Here is an 8,363-nt window from a genome sequence, read left to right on the forward strand (position 1 = left end):
ACCCACCTCCGCAGCCATTTATTGGTGTGGTCTACAGAGGATTATGTCTTTTTAGAGGGGAAAATCCCTAGAACCCCAAAATCGAAGTCGCGTTGAATGATGTAGTCACTGAATGAGGCTGTGGCTGGTGGAGCTCGAAGTGGCGGCATTAGAGAATCGTTTTTTGCTTCAAGAAGAGTCTGCTTGTCAAGGTGCGCCAAAATCTTATGGATAACAGCCGGATCCGTAATAGCCGCTTCTCGGATACCGCCGGGCGGCTGATGTACCGGCACAGCCGTTCGAGCTTCTTGCGTTCATCGGCCCTGGCCGCCACGCCGGCGTGCAGGCTGAACCCGGCTACCTTGCCAATCCCGTCACCGAACGGATCACCACTGGTCGGCAGAGTTTGCAAAGTGAACACCTTTCGCCCCGCCTGTGAACCGACAGCGATACGGTAAGTGATCGAGTGCCCCAGCAGGGGTGTCATCGGGTCGTCATCCACCGCATCCGAGGCCAGATAGCTGTTTTCGACATCCCGTTCCAGCAGGCCTTGCCGTTCCAGATAGCGACCCACCCGGTGGGCGATGGTGTGCGTCAGCTGGGTGAGCTCTGGGCTGGTCGGCGCCTTGACCCAGCGGAAACGCGCTGAGCCGTGGGATTGCTCGACATACACACCGTCGAGAAACAGCATGTGGAAGTGAACATTCAGATTGAGCGCCGATCCAAAACGCTGGATCAGGGTGACCGCGCCCGTCTTGGCCACTTGGTGGGTATGGCCCGCTTTCTTGACCAGGTGCGTGGCAATGACGCGGTAAACGATGCCCAGCACCCGCCCCATGATCTCGGGCCGGCTGGCAAACAGGAAACGCAGCTGAAACGGGAAACTCAACACCCACTGACGCATGGGTTGTTCAGGCAGTACTTCATCAACCAGCAAGGCGGCACTTTCGGCCATCCGCCGCGCCCCACAGCTCGGGCAGAAACCGCGACGCTTACAGCTGAAAGCGACCAGGTGCTCGGCGTGGCAAGACTCGCAGCGAACCCGTAGAAAGCCATGCTCCAGTCGCCCGCATTGGAGAAATTCTTCAAATTCCCGTTGCACATAGCCCGGCAATTCCTTTCCCTGCTCTGCCATAAGCGCAGCGAATGCCGGGTAATACTCGTCAACGATCTGATAGAGAAGGGTTTGCTCGGGTCGGTGGCTCTGGTAACGACCAGTATCCCGATCCCGGCTGGCCGTCCTGGCCGTCCTGGCCGCCACATGAGGCATGTTCCGCGTCCTTGCAATACTGTGTTTACATACAGTCTATCGCTTAGCGGAAAGTTCTTTTACCCTCAGCCGAAATGCCTGCCGTTGCTAGACATTGCCAGCCAGTGCCCGTCACTCCCACTCTATTGTAAACAAGACATTTTTATCTTTTATATTCAATGGCTTATTTTCCTGCTAATTGGTAATACCATGAAAAATACCATGCTCAGAAAAGGCTTAACAATATTTTGAAAAATTGCCTACTGAGCGCTGCCGCACAGCTCCATAGGCCGCTTTCCTGGCTTTGCTTCCAGATGTATGCTCTTCTGCTCCTGCAGCTAATGGATCACCGCAAACAGGTTACTCGCCTGGGGATTCCCTTTCGACCCGAGCATCCGTATGAGACTCATGCTCGATTAGCGGGCTTTAATACTACATCAAGTCTACAGGCGTGCCCAAAAACTGCTTTTACGCCCATGCGCTGACTGCAATTGTTGCACGAATGCGTGATGCTCCAGCAGAGGGTCGAACACCTTGATTCGCCCGGCCAGCGCTTCCAGCTGCTGAAGAGGAAAAGCACTCCGCCCGAGGGCGGAGTGCTGTCCTGAAGTATTATTGATTTACGAGAGCAGCTTTGGTGGCAAAACGCTTGGAAAAGCCGTTGAGTTTCAGCTTGAAATCATCTCCGGAGCGAAACTGGGCCTCGGTCATATGGGGTTGCTCGTGATCCTTGTACCATTCCGCGTACTCCTTGTGATCGGTACTTTGAACATCGTAATGGGTGGAGTACGTCCTGACATGGACGACCGGGTCCTTACCGCTCATATCAAACTCCATGAAGCGCATCCATCCATCTCCTATGCCGATTCCCAGGCCTGATTCGACCTTGACGCCGGCGTCAATGGCGGTTTGGGCCCGAGCCTGGTAGTCGGAAAGTAATTGCCAGACCGGATTGCCATGGGCATTGCTATCCATGCGGGTCGCCTGGGCGAGTTGATGGCCGCAAAGCACCAGGAAAATCTGGTCGTGCTGGCTAATAAACTTTTGCCATACCATTTCGGGGTTATTGTGAATGGGATCCACCACATGACCATCCATCACCGGATTGGCCTTTCGTTCACCGTCGGTGTTGAGGTAGTCGTGCGTGGACACAATGGTTGGCAGGCCCGGGTGTTTCTCCACCACGCCGGCGGCCCATTCCAGCGACGCGTTGGGGGCATCGAACTGGAGAGCGATATGGAGGAACCTGTAGCCTCCCGCCTCGAATATTTGAGCGCTGTCGGCGCCGCCATCGTTGTACTCCACGTACCAGGGTTTGTCCTTGAAAAATACCGAATTAGCGCCGAAGACAGACCGGAAATTGTCCAGGCCTCCGGGATGCAGCATGCCAAAAGTAGCTAGATCGTGGGGGTCGGGATTGGCAGACGGAGGATGATTGGCATCTGTCCACATGGCGTCGTAGTCATGATTTCCCGGTGCTACCGAAAACGGTACTTTGCCCGCAATCAGGGAAAAGCCTTCATGGGCCTTGGGCATTTCAACGGTTTTGGCCTTTTCCGTGGGAGCGAAGTGGCTATCCACAATGGGGTTAGGCGCAATCTTGAATCCCCGCGCCTTGTGATCTTCGTCCATGGACAAGGTCTGGTGTTGCCAGACATCCCCGAGGGAGGTGACGAAAGCGATGTCACCGCCCTGGCTTTCCAGGTTGTCCGCGATGTACTGCATCTGTTCTATGAAGAGCTTGTTGGCATCGAAGGGAAACCCTTCAGCTTTCTGGTGGGTATAGTCCAGGTAGTTCTGGGTATCCGGAATCACCGCGATGGTGAACGTTTTATCATCCGGTGAAGCCGCCAGAGACAGGGGTGCGGCGGTGGATACCGCGATAAATGAGGCAAGAATCCCGCTCTTGAGCGAGGCATTGATCATATTCATGAAATTGCTCCGTTTTGGGGTTGATCAGAAATTGACAGTGAACTCGGCGCGGACATTCTGGCGACTGCCGGCGATAAAGGTTGGAATGCCGAAATAATCACCCATGTTGCCTGCATCGACGATGTACTTTTCGTCAGTCAGGTTGTCGCCGACAATAGCCACCATCCAGGCTTCATCCGCACTGGTGTATGACAGGCGGGCGCTGAACAGTCCGAAGGCACCCTGGAATTCGTCGACCTTGGTGTCGGAGAATGCTGCGGGGGTTCGCTGCTGAAGAATTGCTTTGTCATTGTCGTCAAAAAAGAACATTTTTGACTGCCAGCTGTAAACCGGTGAGAACGCAATGACACCGGTTTGCAGCGGCCACTCGAAGCTGGCACCGACAGAAAACATGTGATCCGGGCTGTTACGGAAGCTGTTGTCCTTGTATGCGCCGGTACGCAATCTGGCCTTGTTGTAGCCGTAGCTGCCAAACAAACTCAAACTGTCAGTGGCCAGGTAATTAACCTGGGCTTCAAATCCGGTTGAGTCCGCCTCGCCGGCGTTGACGGTGACGAGTCGTCCCTCGACTGCCGCGAGGGTCTGGAAGTTTTCATATTCGTAATAGTAAATGGAGCTGTCACCGACGACACGGCCATCCAGCAGCTGGAACTTTATGCCAGTCTCCATGGACGTCAGCTCCTCTGTCGGGATAAGTGAAGAGGTGCCATTAGTATTCACGGTAACGACTTCCGGGCGTTTGCCCAGGCCGTAAACGGCATACCAGTTCAGGTTGGGTGTAATTTCATACCGAAGCCCGACCCTGCCTGTGGCTGTAGAGGAACTGTTCGAGTCGCTGTACTTTTGATTGCCTGGTGTGGGACCTAACAGTAATCCGCTCCCGGTCAGGCTGCTTACGCCATAGGGTGTCGTACCCTGGAGCGAAACCTCTTTCTTGTCCCATGTCATACGTCCCCCAATGAAAATCTCCAGATTATCGGTGAGGTTCGAGGTGACATCGGCAAAGAGGTCATAGGTTCTGATATCCGCATGGCGGACCTGTCGATCCAGGTGAAATGCTTTCAGAGAGTTCGCTGAGTCACCCAGCATGCTGTTAATCTCCGCGTTTGTTAGCCCGCGGGGCGCAAACGCCTGGAGTTGGCCAGTCAGCAGAAGTGACATGGCGCGCTCATCATATCCCATGTCCAAGCTCATATCGTTCTGGGCATCGAACACGCCAACGCCAACAAAACCGTTAAATGGACCAATGTCGGTGAAGTTTACACGTACTTCCTCGGAGAGTTGTTCTCCAGAGGCACACAGTTCGGAGGCGATGATATTGGTGGGAGTACCGTCGTTGTCGACGGCCTCGCACGATTCAAACCATCGATAGCCGGTGATTGATGTGAGGGTAAACCGGTCGCTAATGGTGTATTCAGTGGTTCCGCTTACTCCCCTGATTTCACGCTCAAAATAGGATTTTGGCAGCTCCCCAAAGGTTTCAAGGTGAGTGGGAGTCCAGAAATCCAGATCGCCGATCACCTTGCCGGTGCTCTGGTCCAGCGGCAGAAACGTGCCTGATTTAAAGGGTACGCCGCCGCTGGTGTCATCGAGATCGTAGGTGGTGGAAAGATGAAAGCGTAGATCGTCGCTTGGTTCCCAAAGTACGCCCAGGCGGTAGGCCTCAGTGTTCACGGCGTTAAAACTGCCCGAACCGTCGCTGTCTTCCACGAAACCGTCCTTCTCCTTCGTCAATGCGCCAAACCTGACAGCCATAGTATCCGACAAGGGTGTATTGGCAACAGCCTGAACATGCTGATAACCATATTCTCCCAAGCCACCTTTGACTTCGAACACCTGTTCGAATAAAGGCTTCTTCTGGAAGATGGAGACGCCGCCATTCAGTGCGGATCTGCCGTGCAATGTGGATTGAGGCCCCTTTTCGACTTCGATGCGGTCTATATCGAAAAGCTCGCCATAAGAGGCGTTGGCATGGGTAACGGCCACGCCGTCCTGGAAAATCGCGACCCGAAGTTCGCTCTCCGGGTTGAAATCATTGGTAGTGATGCCCCGTATGGAAAACCCTGGAGCGAACCTATCCTGAAGCTGCATCACGAACCCGGGAGTAAGTTCAGCGACCCTGTTCAGCTCGGAGCCGCCGATTTTCTCCAGAAACTCGCCGCTGTAGGCGCTCATTGCCATGGGAACATCGGTGATCTCCTGTTCTCTCTTCTGAGCAGTTACTACAATCACCTCCGTTATATTACTGGTGTTCGTGTTTGAGGGCTCACCGGTAGCGGCAAGTGCTGTTGCGGAAAGGGCAAACCCCAGGGGGCCGGGGAGCCATTTCAAGTTTTTCATGGTTGTGACCTCGTTGTGAGTAAAAAAAAGGGGGGGCATCCAATAACGATGCGATATAGTATCGTTATTGGATTGCAGAAGTTTGAAGGAAATATGACAACATGAAAGAAACAGGCTTTCCGGATTGTCCCGAAGGCGACACTGGACCAGCGGCGTAATATCCGGTCTGGCCAGTCGGGACTTCATTGTGGAATTGTCATAAACTTGAGCCTCGACTTCGTGTGAACAGGCCCTGAGAGTGAGTCTCTGACGATACGTGATGATATTGGAAAGAAGTGTCATTCGTATGACTCGACGGGAAGTGAAAGGAGTGCCCGAAAGTGACACAGTCTAGAGGACGCCCACGCAGCGCCGGGGTTGGCGATGCCATCAAGGCAGCGGCTTGGGAGTTGCTGGCGGAAAAAGGCTACGACAGCCTTACCATGGACGACGTCATCGCCAGCGCGGGATGCGGTAGAAATACCGTATATCGGCGCTACAGTAGTAAGCGGGAACTGATTCTGAGTTTATTCCAGGATATGTACCACGATGATCTGCCTGCCATGGGCCCCGATGATGACCCCCGCGAAGTGCTCATTGACTACACCGGGCGTATTGTCAGATTTCTTACGGGAACACCAGGCCAGGCCATGGTGAAGATACTCGAGGTGGTGCCTCGAAACCCCGAGTTGGCTGCGATAAGGCATCAGTATCGTCGCCAGTTCAGTGAAAAGCTGTATCAGCCCTTGAAGCGAATCAGCGCATTTACGCCGAGCCGGGAAGTGCTTGCGTTTGTCGAGGATACTCTTGCAGGAGCGCTCCATTATCACACCAGCGTCGTCAAGAGAGAACTGAGCGATCGGGAAATCAGCGGTATAGTCGATAGCATTGTCGGGAGTATAAGAAATATTAACGCTATGTACTACCCACTGTGTCAGCTGTATTTAAGGCCAGTTGCACGTGTGTCAAATGGGTACTTTTCAGGAATCAGTGAAGTAGTTGTCATCAAGATAGACGCAATATAACTGGTCTTGGGTACTGAAATCCGCAATGAGATATGTGAAAGCCCTTACCTCAACATGTTGCATGTTCAAGTGATGGTCTGTTTTTTGTGCTTCATGCGCCAAAATCGAAGTCGCGTTGAATGATGTAGTCACTGAATGAGGCTGTGGCTGGTGGAGCTCGAAGTGGCGGCATTAGAGAATCGTTTTTTGCTTCAAGAAGAGTCTGCTTGTCAAGGTGCGCCAAAATCTTATGGATAACAGCCGGATCCGTAATACAAGTAATAATTTTGACGTTGGTTTTTTCACAAGCCTCACAGACTGTGATGTCAATATTGAATACTCTTTTTAACCTTTGTGCCCACGACATGCTTCGCGCATGGTATGGTTTATCTGAATCTTTCAGATGCTCTGCTAAGCGAGGGCTATTCTTACCGCGTTGTGAAGCCGTTACCTCGGCACGCACCTTAGCATTGGGAGCAAACACGCCATAAAACCTCGTAAGGTTTAGCCTCGGCACTGGCACCAGTGCCGCGAGCTTGCCTATGAAATCCAAGGGAGTAAAAAAGACATGTGTGGTACCGTCTTGATAGGGAGTTTTCAGTTGATATCTTACTTTTCCTGAATCGGTTAGACTCAATCGTTGCTCGCTTAACGCTGGCCTTGAGATATATCTGCATAGCCTTTCCAGTTTGTCAGTTTGATGGCTGTCTGCAAACACCCCAGCGTGTAAGCTAAAACCGTTTATTTGAGCTAATTGACCGTAATGTTGTTCGTCTTTGGCAGGTAAGGTTTGCAAGGCAAAGACTTTTTTGCCTGTATCTGGTCCTACAGCAATGCGGTAATTGACAGAGGCTGCTTGCAAGGGCAGTAAACTATCTTCGTCATCCATGGGTAAATCGAGAAATGTGTTGTCCATATCCCGTTGAACGAGCCCGGCCTTCTCCAAGTAGGTCGCGATGCGATGGCTAATGACATTCACGAGGGTTTCCATATCATTGTGGTTTGGTGCTTTAACGCACTTGAATTTGGACTGTCCACACTCCTGAGTGATAACGCCTTCCAAAAAGAGCATGTGAAAGTGAATATTGAGATTCAGTGCACTACCAAATCGCTGAATGTAAGTCACCGCTCCTGTGTTTGCTTGCTTCTTAAGATACCCAGCCCGATGCACAATATCGCAAGAAATAGCACGATGAATGATTTGCATGATTTTACTTAAGTGTTTGGGATACCTAGCTAGAAGTAGACGAAGCGGGATGGGTAAACTCAATACCCATTGGCGTACAGGGTAACCGTGAAGAACATCTTCAACTAACAACTTGGCACTTTCTGCCATCCTTCTTGCACCGCAACTTGGGCAAAATCCCCTGCGTTTGCAGCTGAACGCCAGCAGTTTCTCATGCTTGCAGTCGTCACAAACTACACGCAAAAAACCATGCTCAAGCCGACCACACCTAAGAAACTCTTCAAACTCTTTTACCACATGAAGTGGTAACGACTTCCCTTTTTGTGAAAGCTGCTTCTGAAATTCTGGGTAGTGGCGTTCGACCAATTGATACAGTAACGTCTGCTCTGGACGATGTCGTTTATAGGTATGAGAGTGAGTTACTAGCAATGGCGCCTTTATCTTGAATTGGCATCACAGTGTGTATATGATTTTAATGTAAATCTACTGATCAATAGGGTGGGAAATTTATAGTCTCAAGGTCCGAAAAACGTACAAAGCAGCCCGAGAGAGCAAGTACCAAGAAGTCCGCTATTGTTTAGATTATCAGTTATCTGCCCTCCATTCAGATCCACCTTGGGGTTCTAGGGATTTTCCCCTCTAAAAAGACATAATCCTCTGTAGACCACACCAATAAATGGCTGCGGAGGTGGTT

General features: G+C 51.8%; 5 protein-coding genes and 1 pseudogene. 1 reads left to right on the plus strand and 5 read right to left on the minus strand.

Annotated features, from left to right (window positions below):
* Positions 1-199 precede the first annotated feature (199 nt).
* The 4 genes and pseudogenes from JKP77_RS21805 to JKP77_RS21815 all read right to left on the minus strand — a co-directional run.
* Positions 200-1,249, minus strand: a pseudogene (locus tag JKP77_RS21805) (transposase); the annotation flags it as partial.
* A gap of 422 nt (positions 1,250-1,671) precedes the next feature.
* Positions 1,672-1,848 carry a DUF6880 family protein gene (locus JKP77_RS22790; protein ID WP_353743853.1) on the minus strand — a complete coding sequence of 59 codons (177 nt, stop codon included), beginning with the start codon at positions 1,846-1,848 and terminating at the stop codon, positions 1,672-1,674.
* Positions 1,841-3,160, minus strand: a complete 1,320-nt coding sequence (locus tag JKP77_RS21810; protein ID WP_218313291.1) for a metallophosphoesterase family protein — start codon at positions 3,158-3,160, stop codon at positions 1,841-1,843. The genes JKP77_RS22790 and JKP77_RS21810 overlap by 8 nt, the downstream gene beginning before the upstream one ends.
* Positions 3,161-3,184: 24 nt before the next feature.
* Entirely contained in the window at positions 3,185-5,500 is a 2,316-nt protein-coding gene (locus JKP77_RS21815) for a TonB-dependent receptor (protein ID WP_218313292.1), read from the minus strand.
* 320 nt (positions 5,501-5,820) lie between these two features.
* Between JKP77_RS21815 and JKP77_RS21820 the strand changes: the two genes are divergently transcribed.
* Positions 5,821-6,504 carry a TetR/AcrR family transcriptional regulator gene (locus JKP77_RS21820; RefSeq protein WP_218313293.1) on the plus strand — a complete coding sequence of 228 codons (684 nt, stop codon included), beginning with the start codon at positions 5,821-5,823 and terminating at the stop codon, positions 6,502-6,504.
* Positions 6,505-6,595: 91 nt separating this feature from the next.
* Here JKP77_RS21820 and JKP77_RS21825 read toward each other — a convergent pair whose 3' ends face one another.
* Positions 6,596-8,110: a transposase gene (locus JKP77_RS21825; protein WP_069945706.1), complete on the minus strand. Its 1,515-nt coding sequence runs from the start codon at positions 8,108-8,110 to the stop codon at positions 6,596-6,598.
* Positions 8,111-8,363 lie beyond the last annotated feature (253 nt).

Source organism: Alteromonas antoniana (genome assembly GCF_019249295.1).
Taxonomy (GTDB): domain Bacteria; phylum Pseudomonadota; class Gammaproteobacteria; order Enterobacterales; family Alteromonadaceae; genus Alteromonas; species Alteromonas antoniana.